This window comes from Kosakonia sp. SMBL-WEM22, from assembly GCF_014490785.1.
Taxonomy (GTDB): domain Bacteria; phylum Pseudomonadota; class Gammaproteobacteria; order Enterobacterales; family Enterobacteriaceae; genus Kosakonia.
Genome location: NZ_CP051488.1, coordinates 4,936,326 through 4,955,103, shown reverse-complemented (window position 1 = coordinate 4,955,103; position 18,778 = coordinate 4,936,326). Strand labels below are relative to the sequence as shown.

Here is an 18,778-nt window from a genome sequence, read left to right as displayed (position 1 = left end):
TAATACAAAGTGAACATTTTGCATACTAAAAAGCACAAAAATGCAACATCAGTCACAGGCGTACGCGAAGTCGTGCTCTGGAAGCGTGACAATCTGCAGCAGGCCCAGCCAGACATGCTGGCGGAAGAGGTTCCTGTTGCGCTGGTCTACAACGGCATCTCTCACGTAGTGATGATGGCATCGCCAAAAGATCTGGAGGAGTTCGCCATCGGCTTCTCCTTATCCGAAGGGATTATTGCAACCCCCGCCGATATTTACGGTATGGAGGTTGTGCCGTCCTGTAACGGGCTGGAGGTGCAGATCGACCTCTCCAGCCGCCGCTTTATGGGGCTGAAGGAGCGCCGCCGCGCGCTGGCCGGGCGCACCGGCTGCGGCGTCTGCGGCGTTGAGCAGCTCAATGATATCGGCAAGCCCCTCGCCCCGCTGCCATTCACTCAGACTTTTGATTTAGCCGCGCTGGATAACGCGCTCGCGCACTTAACCGACGTGCAGCCGATTGGGCAACTGAGCGGCTGCACGCACGCCGCCGCGTGGCTGTTGCCTTCCGGCGAGCTGGCGGGCGGGCATGAAGATGTGGGTCGCCATGTGGCGCTGGATAAGCTTCTCGGGCACCGGGCGTGCGTCGGTGAAACGTGGGCCGCTGGTGCGGTGCTGGTCTCCAGCCGCGCCAGCTATGAGATGGTGCAAAAGTCGGCGATGTGCGGCGTCGAAATCCTCTTTGCCGTCTCCGCAGCGACCACCCTGGCAGTCGAAGTGGCAGAGCGTTGTAACCTGACGCTGGTCGGTTTTTGCAAGCCGGGCAGGGCGACAATTTATACCCATCCGCAGCGGCTGGTGGGTGTTAAATAAACGTCAAAAAAACTGAAAGAGATTAACAAATCCTTCCGCTTTTTGTTTTGAGGGTAGAGGTCTATCATTACTTTCATCGAGGCACGGCGCCTCAATAAAACAAAACAACGTAAGGGTTTATCTCATGAAAAGCATCAAAACTTTTGTCGCAGTTATCGCTCTCGCTTCCTCTTTCGGTACTTTTGCTGCGCAAACTGTGACCGCGACCGACACCACCCTCAGCGGTGCTGAAGCGAAAATTGCCGCCCTGGCACAGCAGGCTGGCGCTTCTTCTTACCAGATCACCGAAGCGTATAACGGCAACCAGGTTCACATGACCGCTGAACTGACAAAATAAGTTAAGCACCATCGTCGAAAGAGCGCCTCCGGGCGCTTTTTTCGTTTTAGTGCAGACCCGCCAGACGCAGCAGAGCGGTGACCACCGCCGCCGACAGAATCACCACAATGAGCGGCATCTTGCGCCAGGCGAGAAACAGCGCAAACAGCACGCCGCAAACCCGCGCCATCCCGGCAAAGTGATCCCCTTCATAGAGCATGGCGGCCAGCGCCACAGCGAACAACAGCGTGGTTGCTGCATCCGAAAGCAGCCCCTGTGCGCGTTCCGACAGCGCCAGACGCCCGCCCAGTTTTGCGCCGCCGAGCCGCATCAGATAGGTGCCAGCCGAGAGAATGGCGATACCGCCAAGAGTCAGTGCAACGCTTGCCATTATCGCTTCCTCGTCAGTAAACCAAGCAGTGAGAGCAACACCGGTAACCCCACCGGTGCGAAGGGGACTGTCGCCAGCGAGAGTGCCGCGCCGCTACAGGCACGTATCAGCGTGGTGCGCTTTTTCAGCGCTGGCAGCACTAACGCCAGCAAAATCGCCGGGAAGACCGCGTCCAGACCGATGGTTTCTGGCGCGGGCAAAAACGTGCCGACCGATGCGCCAATCAGCACGCCAATCGGCCACAGCAGCGCCACGCCCAGCCCGCAGAGCCAGTAAGCCGCTTTGCGCTGTTCCGGCGTTGATTGTGAAAGCCCAAACACCACGCTCTCATCATTCATAATATGGCAGCCCAATAACCCGGCGGCCCGTTGACCCACCAGTTCGCGCACCGTCACGCCGAAGGGAATATGGCGCGCATTGACCAGCAGCCCGGCAACCGCTGCCGCCAGCGGGCTACCGCCGCTTGCCACTATACCGATAAACATAAACTCCGAGGCACCGGCCAGCACCAGCGTTGAGAGCATCAGCGGCACCCAGAGCGGGAAGCCGTAGGCCATCGCCAGCGAACCATAGGAGACGCCGACAACGCCGACCGCCAGGCAGACCAGCCCAATCGCTCTAATCGTGTCGCGTGTAAGGGAAGAAAAGTGTCGTGTGAACATCGCTTTTTAGCCATATCGAACGTGTATCCATTATAATGAACACCCTGAGACCGTTTTTCAAGACGAACATAACGTTCGATTAAATGAACATTAAGGCCGGTATGACACCACCCATCGCTATTATCGCCAAAAGCCTGGCGCGTGAGCGGCAGCGGACCGGGCTCTCGCTGGCGGAGATCGCCCGCCGCGCCGGGATTGCGAAATCGACGCTCTCGCAGCTGGAAGCGGGCAACGGTAATCCGAGCCTCGAAACTCTGTGGGCACTCTGCGTGGCGCTGGATATTCCTTTCGCCCGTCTGCTGGAGCCGCAAAACCCACAGACGCAGGTTATTCGCCGCGGTGAAGGCACCAAAGTGGTTGCCGAGCAGGCGCACTACCAGGCGATATTGCTGGCAACCTGCCCGCCCGGCGCGCGGCGCGATATCTATCTGCTGCTGACGCAGCCCGGCGCGGATCGCATCTCCCATCCGCATCCCACCGGTTCCGTTGAGCACATTATTGTGACGCAGGGACGGGCGCTGGTCGGGCTGACCGAAGCGCCTGAAGAGTTAAACGAAGGGGATTACATCTGTTACCCGGCGGATCGCGAGCATATCTTTAAAGCATTAGAGCCGGATACGCAGGCGATCCTCGTTGCCGAGCAGAATTGAGCCTTCATCCCCTGCATACATTGAGGGGATGAAAGGAGGCTTACGCCAGATAGAACACCTCTTCCAGCTCGGTGCTTACCGGGCTGTTATCGGCATTGGCAGGCATCACGTCGCGCATATGCTTCCACCAGCGCTGGCACACCTCCGTGCGGGCAACCGCCTCCCAGCGCGCTTCTGATTCAATCTCCACCGTGGCGAAGAGCAGGTTGCGCGCTTTATCAAGATAGATGGCGTAATGGTGCGCGCCCGCCTCTTTCAGCACCGCTTCCAGCTCCGGCCAGATCGGATTATGGCGACGCGCGTACTCCTCATGCGCATCGGGGTTGACCTGCATAACAAACGCTTTGCGGATCATAAAGCCTCCAGATAAAGTTCGCGCACCTCATCGCGGCTGGCGCTGCGCGGGTTGCAGGGCGCACACGGATCGGCCAGCGCCTTATCCAGCCACCCTTCGATATCGGCTTCGCGCACCCCCAGCGCACTAAAGCCGGAGGGAATACCGACTTTGGCGCTCAACGCGCGAATGGCAGCAATCGCCTGCTGGCTTGCCACCTCCTCGCTCATCTCCCGGGTGTCGAAGCCCATCGCCTGCGAGATGCGGGCGAAACGCGCCACCGCATGAGGGCGGTTAAAGTTTTCGATGATCGGCAGCAGGATGGCGTTGCAGACGCCGTGCGGCAGATTATGGGTCGCGCCCGGCTGGTGGGCCAGCGCATGAACCAGCCCGAGACCGGCGCTGTTAAAGGCCATCCCGGCCAGATACTGCCCGTAAGCCATCTGTTCGCGCGCCTCAAGGTTATCGCCCTCGGCAACGGCGGTCGGCAGCCACAGGTTGATGAGGCGAATCGCCTCCAGCGCGTTGGCATCCGTTAACGGATGCGCGCCCACGGAAACATAGGCTTCGACCGCGTGGGTGAGGGCATCCATACCGGTTGCGGCAGTGACTGCGGCGGGGATCGCCAGCATCACGCTGGCATCGTCGACGGCGATATCGGGGATCAGGTTGGCATCAATAATCACCTCCTTCACCTGTCGCTCGCTGTCGATAATCACTGCGTTGCTGGTCATCTCCGCCGCCGTACCGGCGGTGGTGTTGATTGCCACCAGCGGTACTCCGGCGTGTTTCACTTTGCCAACGCCGGAGTAAGCGGTCGACGGCCCGGGGTTCGCGGTGAGGATTTTTATCGCTTTCGCGGTATCAATCGGGCTGCCGCCGCCGAAGGCGATCAGGTAGTCACAGCCTGCCTGCTGATAGGCGGCAAACCCCTCCTGCACCAGCGCTTCGGTCGGGTTAGGGAAGACGCTATCAAACAGCTGATAGGGCATCCCGTGCGCCTTTAGGGCGGTAAAGAGGCTGTCGAGCAGACCGAGTTTCACCAGCTGTCCGTCGGTGACAATCAGCGCCTTACCCCACTCTTTCTCTGCCACCAGTTTCACCATATCGCCAATGGCGCCCGCGCCGTGCAGGCTGATTTTCGGCAGTGCCAACATAAAGCTCATCATGTTTCTCCTTGATTTGATTGAATCCTGACCGACGGCAATGCTCCCTGTCGCCGGATAAAAATTTCTCCCGCTGGCGCTTTGAGGTAAGCCGCCATCCGGCAAGCCATGCCTGCACTACAGCCGCCTGCGCTGCAACAGGCGGCGGGTGAGGATCGGCAGTGAAATCACCACGATCAGCATCGCGCCGACAATAATCGACATCACGATCCCCGGCACGTTGAGCAGGCTCAGGCCAAAGGTCACCAACCCCATCAAAAAGGCGGCGATAATCACGCCGACCATGCTGCCGGAGCCGCCGAGAATATTGACGCCGCCGAGCACCGCCATCGTCACCACAGAAAGCTCCCAGCCCAGCGCGATGGTCGGGCGCGTGCTGCCGAGGCGCGAAGTGAGCAGCACCGACGCCAGCCCCGCCATTAACCCCACCAGCGCGAAGAGGATCAGGTTGTGGCGCTTAACATTGATCCCGGCATACCACGCGGCGGTTGGGTTATTGCCGATGGCGTACGTGCGGCGGCCAAAGTTGGTTTTATGCAGCAGAAAGGCAAACAGCAGCCCGAGCACAATAAAGAGCGCAAACTCGAACGACAGTGCGCCCCAGACGTAACCCTGGCCGAGCCACGCGAAGCTCTCCGGCCAGCTGTTTAGCGCCTGATCGCCCAGCAGGATGTAGGAGATACCGCGATACAAGCTCATGGTGCCGATGGTGATAACAATCGACGAGAGGTTGAAGCGGGTCACCAGAAAGCCGTTGAACAACCCGCACAGCAGCCCGACACCTAACCCCACGCAGACCAGCAGCGGCGTATCGACGCCCGCCTGCGCGCAAAAGCCCATTGCCGTTGAGCTGAGCGCGATGGTGGCGGCCACCGAGAGATCGATCTTTCTGGCGATAATCAGCATCGCCATTGGCAAGACGATGATCGCCTTCTCGGTGAAGTTGAAGGTGGCATCTGACAGGTTCCAGATATTAAGGAAGTAAGGCGAGGCGAGGGCGTTGACGACAAATACCGCCAGCGTTACTGCCAGTAAAAAGCCCTCCCAGCAGAGCAGACGGCGCAAGAGTGGCGTCGGCGCAGCCGGGCTATTTACCGCTTCAGAAGTGAGAGTTTTGCTCATGATTTCACCGCCTGTTTCTGCCGGGCCAGCGCCGCATCGCGCAGAATCAACCGGCCTTTACGCTTATTGCCACGCTCGTTGAGCAGCACCGCAATCACGATCACCGTGCCGGAGATCGCCATCTGCCAGAAGGGCGAGACGCCAATCACCGGCAGGGCATTGTTGATAACGCCGAGGAACAGCGCGCCAAACAGACAGCCGAGCACGCGCCCGCTGCCGCCCATGGTGCTGATGCCGCCAATCACGCAGGCGGCTACCACCTGTAGCTCAAAGCCGTTGGCGACATCGACATAGGCAACGGCGAAGCGCGAGATCCACAAGTAGCCGCAGAACCCGGCCAGCGCGCCGGAGAGGCAGAAGCTGACAAACTGCATCTTGCCGGCGTTGATGCCGGTGTAGTACGCCGCCGTGGCGTTACCGCCTGCGGTATAGAGCGCCCGGCCGCTGCGGCTGTAGCGCAGGAAGTAGCCGACCAGCAGCAGCGCGGCAATGGCGCACCAGCTCAGCACCGGTAGCCCAAACAGCCCGCTGCGCGGCACGGCAAGGAAATCAGCGCTCATCTGGTTGGCATTCACCCAGCCGCCGCCGGAGAGAAGAAAGATAATGCCGCGATAGATGCTCATGGTGCCGAGCGTCACCACAATTGCCGGAATACCCAGTTTCCACACCAGCAGACCGTTGATAATCCCCATCACCAGCCCGAGCGCAGTGGCCAGCAGCAGCAACGCCCACACCGGTACATCCGGGTGATGGAAATTAATCAACGCGACAATCATGCCGGTGAGCGCCAGGTTTGCCGCCATCGATAGGTCGATCCCTTTGGTCAGCAGCACCATCATCTGCCCGAGAGCGAGAATGATCAGGATGGCAGTATCGTTGAACATCTCCACCAGGTTGCCGGGGCTGATAAAGGCGGGCACGCGGCTGCCGATTGCCAGCATTAGCAGCACAATCACCCCGCCAAGTAGCGCTTCACGATGTTTAAGCAGTGCGTTCATCATGCGGCCTCCTGTCCGGCACCGCTGGCGGCGCTAACAATGGTCTCCGCCGACGCCTCCCCGGCCCGGTAGTGCGCGACCATCAATCCCTCATGCATGACGATCACCCGATCCGCCATGCCCATCACTTCCGGCAGTTCGGAGGAGACCATAATCACCGCCAGCCCCTGCGCCACCAGCTCGGACATAAACTGGTGCACCGCCGCTTTTGAGCCGATATCAATCCCTTTGGTTGGCTCATCGAGAATAATCACCTGCGGCTGGGTGGCGAGCCACTTACCGATCACCACTTTCTGCTGATTGCCGCCGGAGAGCGTTTCAACCGCCTGCTTCCAGCTAAAAGCTTTCACCTGCAAACGGCGGGCGTACTCCTCCGCCAGCGCCCACTCTTTGGCGTCATTCAACACCCCGTTGGCATTAAGCGTGCTCAACTGCGGCAGGCTGATGTTCTGAGCAATCGACAAGGCGGTGATCGCTCCCTGCTGCTGTCGCTCTTCCGGCACGCAGACAATCCCGGCCTGAATCGCATCCGCCGGCTGGCGGAACTGCACCGCTTTGCCATTGAGGATAATGTCGCCCGAGGCGGGACGCGTTACGCCGCAGAGCGCCTGCATCAGCTCGGTGCGCCCGGCACCGACCAGGCCATAAAAGCCGAGGATCTCCCCTTTGCGCAGGCTAAAGCTGATATGGGCGAACTCGGTGGCATGGCAGAGATCGTTTACCTCCAGTACCACCTCGCCCGGCTCGCAGGCGATTTTCGGCCAGCTCTGGCTAATCGCGCGCCCGACCATCAGCGTCACCATCCGCGCTTCGGTAATCTCCTTGATGGCACCGGATTCGATAAAGACGCCGTCGCGCAAAATGGTGTAGTGATCCGCCAGCTCGAAAATTTCATCGAACTTGTGGGAGATAAAGAGGATCGCTTTGCCCTCCTGCTTCAGGCGCTCAACGATGTGGTAGAACTCCAGAATCTCATGCTGCGAGAGAGCGGCGGTCGGCTCGTCGAGGATCACCACCTGCGCATCAAAGGCGAGCGCGCGGGCAATTGCCACCATATGACGCTGGGCAATGCTGAGGGTTTTAAGCGTCGCACGCGGATCGATCTGCACCTCCAGCCGGGCGAGGATTGCGCGTGCCTGCTGGTGCATGGCGGGCCAGTCGAGCTTTTTCAGCAGCCCTTTATAGAGATAGTGACCAACAAAAATGTTTTCGGTGACCGACAGCTCGTCGAACAGCACCGTCTCCTGGTGAATGGCGGTAATGCCGACTCTGTGCGCCGCATCCGGCGTCGGCAGAGAGATGGGGATCGCTTTATAGAGGATCTCGCCCTCATCGGGCTGATAAATGCCGGTCATCACTTTGACCAGCGTCGATTTGCCCGCGCCGTTCTCGCCAATCAGGGCGGTTACGTGGCCAGGCCAGAGATCAAGCTGTACGTTCTCAAGTGCGCGCACGCCGGGAAAGCGCTTGCTGATGCCCTTAAGCGACAGCAGTGGGGTGGATGCCGTCATGATAACTCTCCGGTTTTTACCCCCTCCCGTCAGAGAGGGGAAAGGGTCAGAACATCTTCGAGAACTTATCAATGTTGCTGGCATCGTAGACGAAGGGTTGCGCCATCGCGCCATTGCCGTCGGCATCCAGCGTCACTTTCCCTAAGCGGCCCATGCTGGCTTCCGTTTTCGTCGCCGTCCCTTTCACCAGATCGTTCGCTAAATAGGTGGCGGCATAGCCGAGATCGATCGGGTTCCAGATGGCGAAACTTTTACTGGCACCGGATTTGATGGCACCTGCCATTTCAGAGGGCAAGCCGAGACCGGTAACGTAGACTTTGCCGATTTTGCCCTGGTCCTTCACCGCCTGCGCGGCGGCGACAATGCCGACGGAGGAGGGGGAGACGATCACTTTCAGATCCGGGTAAGACTTCAGCAAACCCACCGCTTCGCGGTAGCTTTTATCGGAGAGATCGTCGCCATACGCGACGGTGACCAGATTGACGGAGGGGTACTTCGGCAGCACCTTTTTCATCTCCGCAATCCAGATATTCTGGTTGGTGGAGGTTGGCGTGGCGCTCAGAATGGCGACGTCCCCTTTCTCAACGTTGAGCGCTTTCAGCGCATCGGCAGCAAGCTTGACGTTGGTTTCGCCAATCAGCGCGTTGTTGGAGGGGTTGAGGTGGATCTGCCTCCCGGCTTTCGCCACGCCGGAGTCCCAGGACACCACTTTGATACCGCGCTGCATCGCTTTTTTCAGCACCGGTACTACGGCGTCGGGATCGTTGGCGGAGATGGCGATCGCATCTACCCCCTGGGCGATCAAGCCGTTCAGCACTTCGATCTGCGCTTCTGCCGTGGTGGTGGTCGGCCCGGTGTAGATCACTTTAACGTCGCCTAACTCTTTTGCTGCCTCCTGCGCGCCGGTGTTGGCGGCTTCAAAAAAACCATTCCCTAACGATTTCGCCACCAGGGCGATTTTCACTTCGGCGATGGCGGAACCGGATAACGCCATCATGACAACGGTGAGGATCAAGCTTGCTTTTGTTTTCATTGCTCGTACTCCACGGATGACACTCCCGTCTGCTTTCGTATTGCCGAAATCACCAGGGAGTGGTTTTTTGCAGGTGAACAGAGTTCGCCCCGTCTGCGTGAGCGGGGCGCGTTTTTTTAGTGGTACAGGTCTAACGCCGATTGCAGCGGGTTGACGCCGAAGCGTTTGCCCAGTGCGATCAGTTCTTCACGGGTGATGGTCTGTTTCATACCGCCCATCGAATAGACTTTGACTAACACCTCGGCGGATTTTTCTGCGGTGTCGATCAGGCCAAAGGCCTCATCCAGCGTCGGGCCGCTGCCGAAAACGCCGTGGAACGGCCACAGCACCAGCGAATGTTTCTGCATGTCGTTGGCGGTGGCGCGGCCAATCTCATCGGTGCCCGGCACCATCCACGGCAGAATGCCGACGCCGTCCGGGAAGACCACCAGACACTCGGTGCTCCCTTCCCACAGCTTGCGGGTAATCAGATCCGAGCTGTTTTCCAGCACGTAGGTCAGGGCGATAAGGTTGGTGGCGTGGCAGTGCATGATCACCCGATCTTTGCCGCCGGTCGCCTGGATGCGCTCGCAGTGGGATAAGAAGTGCGCCGGCAACTCGGAGGTGGGCACCGCTTCGTTCGTCAGCCCCCACAGGATGTGGTAACCAGCACCATCGCTGTCGACTTTGACCACGCCGAGGTTGGCCGTTGGATCGAGCTGCACGTTGCGGAAAAATTTGCCGGAGCCGGTGACGATAAACGGCGTGTTGGCGAGCAGCGGCATCGGCTGGCTGAGGGGAATGTAGCGCGGCTGCGGGTGGAAATCTGCTTCATAGGGCGCAATATCCGCATCGTCGAGACGCAGGGTCAGATTGCCGCCGTTGCGTTCGTCCCAGCCCTTCAGCCAGGCGTCGGTTGTCGCTTTAATCATCCCCTGGACGAACCAGGCGTTAATAATGGTCTGCATGTATGGAGTTCCTGTTGGTTCTGTTGCCGGATGGCGCTGTGCTTATCCGGCCTACATAAATCGGTTGCTCGGTAGGCCGGATAAGGCGTAAGCCGCCATCCGGCACAGCATTGGTTAAGCGGTGCGCCCGTTTTGTAGGCCGGATAAGGCGCAAGCCGCCATCCGGCACAGCATTGGTTAAGCGGTGCGCCCGTTTTGTAGGCCGGATAAGGCGTAAGCCACCATCCGGCACAGCATTACTGGCGCTGGCGTAATACCGCTTGCTCATACGCCCGCACGCTCTCAAGCCACTGACTGCCGGCGGGGGTATCGTGGCGCTGACAATAGATCTCCCACACCGCCTGCCATGGCAGGGATTTCTGCTCTTCGAGCAGCGCGAGGCGCGCGGTGTAATCGCCGTCGGCTTCCAGCTGGCGCAGCTGTTCAACCGGCTCCAGCAGGGCGCGCAGCAGTGCTTTTTTCATATTGCGGGTGCCAATCACCCACGCGGCGATACGGTTGATAGAGGCGTCAAAGAAGTCGAGGCCGATATGCACACGGTCAAACAGCTGGTGGCGAATGATCTCGCTGGCGATGGCCTGGGTTTCATCATCCAGCAGCACCACGTGATCGCTGTCCCAGCGCACCGGGCGGCTGACATGCAGCAGCAGGCGCGGCACATAGAGCATGGCGGCGGAGATTTTGTCGGAGATCACCTCCGTTGGGTGGAAGTGGCCCGCATCCAGGCAGAGCGCGGTCTGGCGGCTGGTGGCGTACCCCATATAGAACTCATTCGAGCCGACGGTGTAGCTCTCGGCACCGATGCCGAACAACTTGCTCTCCACGGCGTCGATATGGTGCGCCGGATCCAGTTTCTCGCTCATTGCTTCGTCCAGCGCAGCAAGCAGACGCTGGCGCGGGGCCAGGCGATCGACGGTCACATCCTTCATGCCATCCGGCACCCAGATATTCATCACTGACGGCGTACCGAGCTGCTCACCGAAGGAGGCAGAGACGCGGCGGCTGGCCTTCACATGCTCAATCCAGAACTGGCGCACCTCATCATTGGCATGAGAGAGGGTAAAGCCGTCGGCGCTAAGCGGGTGAGAGAAGCAGGAGGGGTTAAAATCGAGCCCCAGCTTGTTGGCTTTCGCCCACGCAACCCAGTTTTTAAAGTGCTCCGGTTTGATCTCGTTGCGCGCCACTGGCCCATCGGCTTCATGATAAATGGCGTGCAGATTAAGGCGTTTAGGGCCGGGGATCAGGCTCAGTGCCTGCTCCAGATCGGCGCGTAATTCGGCGGCGTTGCGCGCTTTCCCCGGATAGTTACCGGTGGCCTGAATACCGCCAGTCAGGCTGCCTTCCGGGTTTTCGAACCCGGCCACATCGTCGCCCTGCCAGCAGTGCATTGAGACCGGCAGGCGATCGAGCTGACGCAGCGCCTCCTCGGCGTCGATGCCGACCGCGGCAAAACGTTCCCTGGCAATCTCCCAGGCCTGTTCAAGTTGAGTGGTCATGCGCAAAGCTCCTTTGTCTGTCGTTTTTGCTGAAAACGCGCGACATAGCGGGCGATTTCATTATCAGAATCGGGGGTAAAGGTGAGCAGGGGGTGATTAGCCGCCACCACCTGACGGAACTCATCGACGTTGGTCAGTTCATCGAGCGTCATCAGCTGTACGCCAATATTGCCGAGCGTTGAGGCTTCAACCGGCCCGGCGACCACCGGCAATCCGCAGGCGTCGGCGCAAAGCTGGTTCAGCAACTGGTTCTGGCAGCCGCCGCCGACAATGTGCAGGCGGGTAAAGGGCTTGCCGCGCAGGGTCGCCAGCTCGCTCAGCACATCGGCATAGAGCAGGGCGAGGCTGTCGAAAATGCAGCGCGCCAGTTCGGCGGCGCTCTGTGGCACGGGCTGATCCGCATCGCGGCAGGCGGCCTGGATCTCGGCGCTCATGTTTGCCGGGTTGATGAAGCGCTCATCGTTGGGGTTGATGATGAAGCGGCCGACCGCGATCTGTTCGGTGAGGGCGATAAGCGCGGGCAGGTCGCTGATGTTCTGCTCTTTCAGCACCCGCTGTAACAGCCACAAGCCCATGATGTTTTTCAGCACGCGGTAGCGCCCCTCGGCACCGCCTTCATTGGTGATATTGGCAGCGAGCGCGGCGTCGCTGGTGTAGGGCGTTTTGCTCTCAAAACCCATCAATGACCAGGTGCCGGAAGAGAGATATGCCGCATCGTTATCGGCCAGCGGTGAGGCGATCACTGCGCTGGCGGTATCGTGGCTGGCTACGGCGACCACCGGAATAGCGTTGCCCTGCGGGCAGATCCAGTCGCCAATCACATTTCCCGGATGGGTCGGTGTACCAAACCAGCTTGCGGGCACGCCAGCCCAGTCGAGCAGCGTGGCGTCCCAGGTGTCGGTGTTGATATTGACCAGTTGCGTAGTGGTGGCGTTGGTGTACTCCCAGTTGCGCTGCCCGGTCAGGCGGAAGCTGAAGTAGTCCGGGATCAGCAGGGCGTGCTCCACCTGCTCTACGGTGTGCGGCTGCTGTTCCGCCAGCGCGCGTAACTGGTAGAGCGTGTTGAAGGGGAGAAACTGGATGCCGCTGCGGCGATAGATATCGGCTTTGCCCGGCTGCTGGAAAGCGCGCTGCATAATGCCGTCGGTGCGGCTGTCGCGGTAGGCAATGGGCAGGCCGACGCGTTCGCCTGCGCGGTTAATCAACACATAATCGACGCCCCAGGTATCAATGCCGATGCTGTCAGGCTGCACGCCGGATTCGCACACCTTTTGCAGCCCGGTGCGGATCTCGACTTCCAGGCGGTCGATATCCCAGCAGTCGAAGCCGTCGACGCTCTGTAAGCAGTTAACAAAGCGGTGAATTTCCTGAAGCGTCAGCGCCCGGCTCCGGCAATCGTAACGCGCCAGCATTACCCGTCCGCTGGAGGCACCTAAATCAACCGCGACGCAGTGGCGAAAAGTCATGATGAGGTCCTTCATAGAGTCATTGCGGACAGTCTAAAAAAGGGGGCGTGGGGTCTACCTTCTTGCTACTGACAGCGGCGAAGGGGCGCTGGCAAGAAAGCAAAGATGAACGTGAGAGAGTTCACAAATTCCAGTGATGACGGAGTCTTACGCCATTGTGACTCTCGCCACATTTCCCGATCTTTCCGGGCGTTTCTTAAAAAACGGGCAGCTTATGCGCGAAATGGCGTCGAAAATTAAAGGTGAGGTTGGCCGCCCTTAATTACTATTTTGAGACTGTTTCTCATGTGCTGGGGCGATCATGACCATACTGCATAGCGTCGATTTCTTTCCGCCAGGTAAATCACCGGTTGCCATTGAGCCGCGGCTGCCGCAGGCGGCTTTCCCTGAGCATCATCATGATTTTCATGAAATTGTGATTGTTGAGCATGGCTCCGGCATTCATGTCTTTAACGGCCAGCCTTACACCATCAGCGGTGGCACGGTCTGCTTTGTGCGCGATCATGACCGCCATCTCTATGAGCACACCGATAATCTCTGCCTGACCAATGTGCTCTACCGCTCGCCGGATGCTTTCCAGTTCCTTGCTGGGTTAAACCAGCTGTTACCGCAGGAGCAGGAGGGGCACTACCCGTCGCACTGGCGGGTGAGCCAGCAGACGCTGGGGCAGGTGCGCGGCATTATCAGCCAGATGGAGGCGCAGGGCGCGGAACTGGAAACCCACGATATTGCCAACCGCGAAATGCTCTTTATGCAGCTGCTGGTGCTGCTGCGTCGTAGCAGCCAGCAGGCGGAGATGGGCAACAGCGACGCGCGGCTTAACCAGCTGCTGCTGTGGCTGGAGGATCACTTCGCGGAGGATGTTTGCTGGGCGTCGCTTGCCGAGCGCTTCACGCTCTCTTTGCGCACGCTGCATCGCCAGCTTAAACAGACCACCGGCATGACGCCGCAGCGCTATCTGAACCGCCTGCGGCTAATCAAAGCGCGCCATATGCTGCGCCACAGCGATGAGAGCGTAACGGATATCGCTTTTCGTTGCGGGTTTGGCGACAGTAACCACTTTTCGACCCTGTTTCGCCGCGAGTTTAGCTGGTCACCGCGTGAAATTCGCCAGGGGCGCGATACCCTGCTTCAGTAACGAGAAGAGAATCACCGATTTTTGGCTGCGCTTTGGCTAATAATGTCAGGTTAGTGCATGCAGAGGTGATGATGTGACAGGCCAGCTTATTCTTCGTCGGGACGACTTTTTTCCGCGCGCCGGTCAGGCGGTGGGGGTGGCGGACCGCTACCCGCAACATGTGTTTGCCGAACATACCCACGAGTTTAATGAGCTGGTGATGGTATGGCGCGGCAATGGCCTGCATGTGCTTAACAACCGCCCCTACCGCATTACGCGCGGCGATCTCTTCTATATTCGCGCCGAGGATTGCCACTCTTACGCCTCGGTTAACGATCTGGTGTTGCAGAACATCATCTACTGCCCCGAGCGGCTTACGCTCAATCTCGACTGGGGGGGGCTGATCCCCGGCTTTAGCGGCGGAGCGTGGAGCCCGCACTGGCGCATCGGCAGCAGCGGCATGACCCAGGCCCGCCAGGTAATTGCCCAACTGGAGCATGAGAGTAACAAGAGCGACCCACTGGCGAATATGATGGCGGAAACGCTCTTTGCCCAGCTGGTGATGACCTTAAAACGCCACCGTTTCGCCGCCGATAACCTTGCCGCCACCCACAGCGAAGCGCTGCTGGATAAGCTGATCACTGCCCTTTCCGGCAGCCTGAACCGCAGCTTTGCGCTTGAGCAGTTTTGTGAGCAGGAGCAGTGCAGCGAGCGCGCCCTGCGCCAGCAGTTTCGCTCCCAGACCGGCATGACCATCAACCACTATCTGCGCCAGCTGCGCATCTGCCACGCGCAATATCTGCTCCAGCACTCGGAGCAGATGATTGGCGAAATCGCCATGCAGTGCGGGTTTGAGGACAGTAACTACTTTTCGGTGGTCTTTAGCCGCGAAGTGGGGATGACGCCAGGACAGTGGCGTCATCGCAGTCGCGCCGCCGCCTGATTAGCTCGCCATACCGAGGCCGACAATATTGGCCGCGATAATGATCACCACGCAGCCGAGGCTCAGTACGCTGACCGGCTGACGTCCGGCGTTCTTCCACTCCTTTAGCACCAGCCCGACAATGCCGCCGCACAGCACGTAGAAACTCATGTGCAGCATCCAGCTGATATAGTCATACTGTGCCGGAATACGGGCATGGCCCCAGGCGTAGAAGAAGAATTGCAGGTACCACATTAACCCGCCGAGAGCGGAGAGCAGGAGATTGCTGATAATCAGCGGCGTTGCCAGTGAGAAATCTGCTTTTATCGACAAATTCTTCACTTTTGCCAGCCGGATGATGCAGAAGCCAAGGTTGACCAGTGCGCCACCGCCCATGATCACCACATAGCTCGGCAGCGCGGTATAGAGCGGGTCGATGCCCAACGCGGCGGCGGCATCGTGCATCGGTTTAGCGGCGTTCATCGCAAAGGACATTCCTGCCGAGAAGATGCCGCACATCACCGCCAGCGCCAGCCCTTTTTTCAGGTTGAACTCTTCAGCTTTAATGCCCATTTTGCGCTCTTTCAGCTGGCCTGCGCGCGTTACAATGCCGACGCCAATCAGGGCGACCAGCACGCCAAGCAGCGTCATACGGCCCCCTTCGGTATGGATCAGCACGCCGAAATTGCCGTTGAGCACCGGCGTCATCAGGGTGCCGACAATCAGCGTAATGCCAATGGCGATACCAATGCCCATCGACATGCCGAGATAGCGCATCGTTAAACCGTAATTGATATTGCCGACGCCCCACATCGCGCCGAAGAGAAAGACTGGCAGCAGGGTGGAAGCATTGAACGAGCTGAAATAGGCCCAGAAATCGGGCAGTAACAGCGCGCTGATGCTCCACGGGAGAACTATCCAGGAGACGAGGCCGCCTATCGACCACATCGTCTCCCATGACCACTGTTTGACCTTTTTGAACGGGGCATAGAAACAGGCTGCACTGGCCGCGCCTATCAAATGCCACAAAATACCCATCGTAATCGCGTTACTCATTGTTCACTCCTTTTGTTTTTATGGCCGGGACAGAGGACACCGACTGGCAGAGTGTAAAAATCAGTAAACGATTTAACCTTGAGACAGTTGCCGCGCTGCCCATGGCGCTGGCAATCAGGGCATGATGGGGGTGAGCAGCTTCACAATTTCAAGAACATAACTAAAATAGATAACCTTATAGAAACTACGGCATTGATAAACATTTTCAATATCACGTAATTAACTATAATGATCCAACTGCTTACGCGGCGTTAACAAACCCGCCGCCAGACTAAAATGGAGATGAAAATGAGCTATACACTGCCCGCTCTGCCGTATGCGTATGATGCCCTTGAGCCTCATTTCGACAAGCAGACGATGGAAATCCATCACACTAAACATCACCAGACCTACGTTAACAACGCTAACGCCGCGCTGGAAAACCTGCCGGAGTTCGCCAGCCTGCCGGTTGAAGAGCTGATCACGAAGCTCGACCAGCTGCCGACCGACAAGAAAACCGTACTGCGCAACAACGCAGGCGGCCACGCTAACCACAGCCTGTTCTGGAAAGGCCTGAAAGTCGGCACTACCCTGCAGGGCGATCTGAAAGCGGCTATCGAGCGCGATTTCGGTTCCGTGGACAACTTCAAAGCTGAATTTGAAAAAGCAGCTGCAACCCGCTTCGGTTCCGGCTGGGCATGGCTGGTGCTGAAAGGCGATAAACTGGCTGTGGTCTCCACCGCAAACCAGGACTCCCCGCTGATGGGCGAAGCGATCTCTGGCGCATCCGGCTTCCCGATCATCGGCCTGGATGTGTGGGAACACGCTTACTACCTGAAGTTCCAGAACCGCCGTCCGGACTACATCAAAGAGTTCTGGAACGTGGTGAACTGGGACGAAGCAGCAGCGCGTTTCGCCGCTAAAAAATAAGTTCGTTTTCTCCCCCACGCTTGCGTGAGGTCAACCCCCGTCGGGCTTCGCCGTCGGGGGTTTTTTATTGCCTGTGGCTTATCGCCGCGATGCGATATTAAACACCTGGTCGACGATGGCGAACTGCGCGTCGCTGAGCGTGCCGCCGGCGTTGCGCGAGACGGGCGTTGAGTAGCCAAATTTGCGTGACACCACGGTTTTGATGGTGGTGACGAAATCATCCCCGATGGCGTAGATCGCCATAAACTTGCCGATCTCCTGCTGCGCTTTACTCAACCCGTCGAGATCGCCGGTGCGCCAGGCTTCTCTCGCCTGCACAAACAGCTCCGGCATAACGTTATTCAACCCGGAGATCACCCCTGCGCCGCCTGCCAGCAAGTTCGGGATGTAATACTCGTCGTAGCCGCTCAACACCGCAAAATCGCTGCGTACCGCCTGGGTGGCGAGGATCATACTCCGCGTGTGCGACTGGCAATCGACCGTATCTTTGATGCCGGCGAAATCAGCAAACTCGGCGGCAAGGGTAGCGACCAGCTCTGGCGTTAAGTCGCAGCCGGTGCGCGCCGGGAAGTTGTAGGCGAACCACTTGCCCTCAAGCGCCTGCCCGATGGCGCGGAAGTAGTGCAATAACTGCCCGCTGGTCTGCCCGTAGTAATAGGGCGGCAGCACCATGACTGCGTCATACCCGACGCGACGCGCCTCCTGCGCCATGCGCAGCACATCGGAAAAGCAGGTGGAGGAGACGTTTGCCACCAGCGTGCCCGGCGTCATCTCCCGCGCTTCGCGGATAAGCATTAAGCGCTCCTCAAGGGAGAACGAGGCAAACTCCCCGATGCTGCCCATCAGCAGTACAACATCGACTTTCGCCGCGTTCAGGCGGGCAATATGGTGTGCTAAGCCTGCCAGATCGATACTCCCTTCGCGATCCATCGGCGTGATGGAAGGGCACCAGACGCCGGAAAATGGAACTGTAGTGACCACGTCGCTCTCTCCTCGTTTAATGAAATTGCGTTTCAAAACTCAAGGTAAGTGATAACACGGCATGGCCTCAGACACGCGCATGAATGTCTCATTTTCGCCGCTTCGGGTGAGAAAAAAGTGTGCTCTAATAACGCGACCAACAACGGACTTCCGGGAGGGAAGATGCGCCATCAGGTAAATGTTTTCAGGGGCAAGATAAGGGATTATGCGGGCAGCCGACCGAGCGCCATCGCCAAATTGCAGGTGCAGGGCGAGCTGACCCTGACGGAGCTGGGCATTGCTGGCGATGAGCAGGCAGAGAAGAGCTACCACGGCGGGGCGGATCGCGCGCTCTGCCACTATCCGCGTGAACACTACGCGCACTGGGTACAAGCCTTCCCACAACAGGCCGCGCTCTTTTGCGCGCCCGCCTTCGGCGAAAATCTCTCTACCGTCGGGCTGACGGAGCAGAATGTCTTTATCGGCGATATCTTTCGTTGGGGCGAGACGCTGATTCAGGTGACGCAGCCACGCTCCCCCTGCTTTAAGCTCAACTACCACTTCGGCATTGAGGATATGGCCACGCAGATGCAGGCGAGCGGTCGCGTGGGCTGGCTCTACCGGGTAATTGCCGCAGGCAAAGTCGCCGCTGACGCGCCGTTAGAGCTTGTCTCACGAGTCAGCGATGTCAGCGTTCATGAGGCCGCGGCGATCGCCTGGTATCAACCGTTTGATGATGAGCAGTACCAGCGCTTGCTGGCGGCGGCGGGGCTATCAGCGAGCTGGACGCGCACGATGCAGAAGCGGCGCCTGAGCGGCAAGGTTGAAGATAATGCCCGGCGGCTGCGCGGATAAAAAAACGCCCCTCCGGCA

At 58.9% G+C, this 18,778-nt stretch carries 20 protein-coding genes; 7 read left to right on the top strand and 13 right to left on the bottom strand.

Features of this window, described 5'->3' with window-relative positions; translation table 11 throughout:
* Positions 1-9: 9 nt before the first annotated feature.
* Positions 10-849, top strand: coding sequence for a formate dehydrogenase accessory sulfurtransferase FdhD (gene fdhD / locus HF650_RS23905; RefSeq protein WP_187800632.1), 840 nt, complete (start codon positions 10-12; stop codon positions 847-849).
* Positions 850-973: 124 nt separating this feature from the next.
* The gene (locus HF650_RS23900) at positions 974-1,186 is read left to right on the top strand and encodes a DUF1471 domain-containing protein (RefSeq protein ID WP_187800631.1); all 213 of its coding nucleotides are present in this window, start codon (positions 974-976) and stop codon (positions 1,184-1,186) included.
* A 46-nt stretch (positions 1,187-1,232) separates the two neighbouring features.
* Here HF650_RS23900 and HF650_RS23895 read toward each other — a convergent pair whose 3' ends face one another.
* Positions 1,233-1,556, bottom strand: coding sequence for an AzlD domain-containing protein (locus HF650_RS23895; protein WP_187800630.1), 324 nt, complete (start codon positions 1,554-1,556; stop codon positions 1,233-1,235).
* Positions 1,556-2,218, bottom strand: coding sequence for an AzlC family ABC transporter permease (locus tag HF650_RS23890; protein ID WP_187800629.1), 663 nt, complete (start codon positions 2,216-2,218; stop codon positions 1,556-1,558). Before HF650_RS23890 ends, HF650_RS23895 begins: the two co-directional genes overlap by 1 nt.
* Before the next feature lie 101 nt (positions 2,219-2,319).
* On the opposite strand from HF650_RS23890, the gene HF650_RS23885 reads away from it, so the two are divergent.
* Entirely contained in the window at positions 2,320-2,868 is a 549-nt protein-coding gene (locus HF650_RS23885; RefSeq protein ID WP_187800628.1) for an XRE family transcriptional regulator, read from the top strand.
* Positions 2,869-2,908: 40 nt separating this feature from the next.
* Here the strand turns inward: HF650_RS23885 and rhaM are convergent, their stop codons facing one another.
* The 9 genes from rhaM to rhaB all read right to left on the bottom strand — a co-directional run bounded on the left by rhaM (position 2,909) and on the right by rhaB (position 12,941).
* Positions 2,909-3,223 carry an L-rhamnose mutarotase gene (rhaM, locus tag HF650_RS23880; RefSeq protein WP_187800627.1) on the bottom strand — a complete coding sequence of 105 codons (315 nt, stop codon included), beginning with the start codon at positions 3,221-3,223 and terminating at the stop codon, positions 2,909-2,911.
* On the bottom strand, positions 3,220-4,368 hold the full coding sequence (gene fucO / locus HF650_RS23875; RefSeq protein WP_187802804.1) for a lactaldehyde reductase: 1,149 nt from the start codon (positions 4,366-4,368) through the stop codon (positions 3,220-3,222). The genes rhaM and fucO overlap by 4 nt, the downstream gene beginning before the upstream one ends.
* 117 nt (positions 4,369-4,485) lie before the next feature.
* Entirely contained in the window at positions 4,486-5,490 is a 1,005-nt protein-coding gene (locus HF650_RS23870; RefSeq protein ID WP_187800626.1) for an ABC transporter permease, read from the bottom strand.
* A complete protein-coding gene (locus HF650_RS23865) occupies positions 5,487-6,491 on the bottom strand; it encodes an ABC transporter permease (RefSeq protein WP_187800625.1) in 1,005 nt (334 codons plus the stop codon). The genes HF650_RS23870 and HF650_RS23865 overlap by 4 nt, the downstream gene beginning before the upstream one ends.
* The gene (locus HF650_RS23860; protein WP_187800624.1) at positions 6,488-7,999 is read right to left on the bottom strand and encodes a sugar ABC transporter ATP-binding protein; all 1,512 of its coding nucleotides are present in this window, start codon (positions 7,997-7,999) and stop codon (positions 6,488-6,490) included. Before HF650_RS23860 ends, HF650_RS23865 begins: the two co-directional genes overlap by 4 nt.
* Positions 8,000-8,045: 46 nt before the next feature.
* A complete protein-coding gene (gene rhaS, locus HF650_RS23855) occupies positions 8,046-9,032 on the bottom strand; it encodes a rhamnose ABC transporter substrate-binding protein (protein WP_023479368.1) in 987 nt (328 codons plus the stop codon).
* Positions 9,033-9,148: 116 nt separating this feature from the next.
* Positions 9,149-9,979, bottom strand: a complete 831-nt coding sequence (rhaD, locus tag HF650_RS23850; protein ID WP_023479304.1) for a rhamnulose-1-phosphate aldolase — start codon at positions 9,977-9,979, stop codon at positions 9,149-9,151.
* Between the two features lie 236 nt (positions 9,980-10,215).
* Complete coding sequence (locus HF650_RS23845; RefSeq protein WP_187800623.1) at positions 10,216-11,475, bottom strand: L-rhamnose isomerase; 1,260 nt, start codon at positions 11,473-11,475, stop codon at positions 10,216-10,218.
* Complete coding sequence (gene rhaB, locus HF650_RS23840) at positions 11,472-12,941, bottom strand: rhamnulokinase (protein ID WP_187800622.1); 1,470 nt, start codon at positions 12,939-12,941, stop codon at positions 11,472-11,474. The genes HF650_RS23845 and rhaB overlap by 4 nt, the downstream gene beginning before the upstream one ends.
* A gap of 301 nt (positions 12,942-13,242) precedes the next feature.
* On the opposite strand from rhaB, the gene rhaS (HF650_RS23835) reads away from it, so the two are divergent.
* Positions 13,243-14,079, top strand: coding sequence for an HTH-type transcriptional activator RhaS (gene rhaS, locus HF650_RS23835; RefSeq protein ID WP_139567504.1), 837 nt, complete (start codon positions 13,243-13,245; stop codon positions 14,077-14,079).
* 73 nt (positions 14,080-14,152) lie between these two features.
* On the top strand, positions 14,153-15,001 hold the full coding sequence (rhaR, locus tag HF650_RS23830; protein WP_187800621.1) for an HTH-type transcriptional activator RhaR: 849 nt from the start codon (positions 14,153-14,155) through the stop codon (positions 14,999-15,001).
* On the opposite strand, the gene rhaT is transcribed toward rhaR, so the two are convergent.
* Positions 15,002-16,036 carry an L-rhamnose/proton symporter RhaT gene (rhaT, locus tag HF650_RS23825; RefSeq protein WP_187800620.1) on the bottom strand — a complete coding sequence of 345 codons (1,035 nt, stop codon included), beginning with the start codon at positions 16,034-16,036 and terminating at the stop codon, positions 15,002-15,004.
* 288 nt (positions 16,037-16,324) lie between these two features.
* Between rhaT and sodA the strand changes: the two genes are divergently transcribed.
* Positions 16,325-16,945 carry a superoxide dismutase [Mn] gene (gene sodA / locus HF650_RS23820; RefSeq protein WP_023479369.1) on the top strand — a complete coding sequence of 207 codons (621 nt, stop codon included), beginning with the start codon at positions 16,325-16,327 and terminating at the stop codon, positions 16,943-16,945.
* Positions 16,946-17,023: 78 nt separating this feature from the next.
* Here the strand turns inward: sodA and HF650_RS23815 are convergent, their stop codons facing one another.
* Positions 17,024-17,875, bottom strand: a complete 852-nt coding sequence (locus HF650_RS23815; RefSeq protein ID WP_249118879.1) for a dihydrodipicolinate synthase family protein — start codon at positions 17,873-17,875, stop codon at positions 17,024-17,026.
* 213 nt (positions 17,876-18,088) lie between these two features.
* On the opposite strand from HF650_RS23815, the gene yiiM reads away from it, so the two are divergent.
* Positions 18,089-18,760 carry a 6-hydroxyaminopurine reductase gene (yiiM, locus tag HF650_RS23810; protein WP_187800618.1) on the top strand — a complete coding sequence of 224 codons (672 nt, stop codon included), beginning with the start codon at positions 18,089-18,091 and terminating at the stop codon, positions 18,758-18,760.
* The last annotated feature ends 18 nt before the right edge of the window (positions 18,761-18,778 follow it).

Coding starts and splice junctions, on each gene's coding strand:
- HF650_RS23900 (WP_187800631.1), top strand. CDS start 974: ATGAAAAGCATCAAAACTTTTGTCGCAGTTATCGCTCTCGCTTCCTCT.
- HF650_RS23895 (WP_187800630.1), bottom strand. CDS start 1,556: ATGGCAAGCGTTGCACTGACTCTTGGCGGTATCGCCATTCTCTCGGCT.
- HF650_RS23890 (WP_187800629.1), bottom strand. CDS start 2,218: ATGTTCACACGACACTTTTCTTCCCTTACACGCGACACGATTAGAGCG.
- HF650_RS23885 (WP_187800628.1), top strand. CDS start 2,320: ATGACACCACCCATCGCTATTATCGCCAAAAGCCTGGCGCGTGAGCGG.
- rhaM (WP_187800627.1), bottom strand. CDS start 3,223: ATGATCCGCAAAGCGTTTGTTATGCAGGTCAACCCCGATGCGCATGAG.
- fucO (WP_187802804.1), bottom strand. CDS start 4,368: ATGAGCTTTATGTTGGCACTGCCGAAAATCAGCCTGCACGGCGCGGGC.
- HF650_RS23870 (WP_187800626.1), bottom strand. CDS start 5,490: ATGAGCAAAACTCTCACTTCTGAAGCGGTAAATAGCCCGGCTGCGCCG.
- HF650_RS23865 (WP_187800625.1), bottom strand. CDS start 6,491: ATGATGAACGCACTGCTTAAACATCGTGAAGCGCTACTTGGCGGGGTG.
- HF650_RS23860 (WP_187800624.1), bottom strand. CDS start 7,999: ATGACGGCATCCACCCCACTGCTGTCGCTTAAGGGCATCAGCAAGCGC.
- rhaS (WP_023479368.1), bottom strand. CDS start 9,032: ATGAAAACAAAAGCAAGCTTGATCCTCACCGTTGTCATGATGGCGTTA.
- rhaD (WP_023479304.1), bottom strand. CDS start 9,979: ATGCAGACCATTATTAACGCCTGGTTCGTCCAGGGGATGATTAAAGCG.
- HF650_RS23845 (WP_187800623.1), bottom strand. CDS start 11,475: ATGACCACTCAACTTGAACAGGCCTGGGAGATTGCCAGGGAACGTTTT.
- rhaB (WP_187800622.1), bottom strand. CDS start 12,941: ATGACTTTTCGCCACTGCGTCGCGGTTGATTTAGGTGCCTCCAGCGGA.
- rhaS (WP_139567504.1), top strand. CDS start 13,243: ATGACCATACTGCATAGCGTCGATTTCTTTCCGCCAGGTAAATCACCG.
- rhaT (WP_187800620.1), bottom strand. CDS start 16,036: ATGAGTAACGCGATTACGATGGGTATTTTGTGGCATTTGATAGGCGCG.
- sodA (WP_023479369.1), top strand. CDS start 16,325: ATGAGCTATACACTGCCCGCTCTGCCGTATGCGTATGATGCCCTTGAG.
- HF650_RS23815 (WP_249118879.1), bottom strand. CDS start 17,875: ATGGATCGCGAAGGGAGTATCGATCTGGCAGGCTTAGCACACCATATT.
- yiiM (WP_187800618.1), top strand. CDS start 18,089: ATGCGCCATCAGGTAAATGTTTTCAGGGGCAAGATAAGGGATTATGCG.